Below are 249 nucleotides of genomic sequence, written 5' to 3'. Positions count from 1 at the left end.
GAATCATTGTCAGCCTCTGAGTCGGTTTCAACATCGGAATCAACTTCTGCGTCTGAGTCAGCCTCAACGTCTGAATCAGTGTCTACTTCTGAATCACTTTCAACGTCTGAATCAATCTCGACATCAGAATCATTGTCAGCATCGTTGAGCACTTCAGTATCAGAAAGTCAGTCAGTTTCTACTTCAGTTTCAGTCTCAACATCTGAGTCAGTTTCAGTCTCTGAATCATTGTCAGCCTCTGAGTCGGTT

It is taken from the genome of Streptococcus sp. HMSC065E03 (genome assembly GCF_001815045.1).
Lineage (GTDB): Bacteria > Bacillota > Bacilli > Lactobacillales > Streptococcaceae > Streptococcus > Streptococcus parasanguinis_AD.
This window is presented reverse-complemented; position numbering follows the sequence as displayed.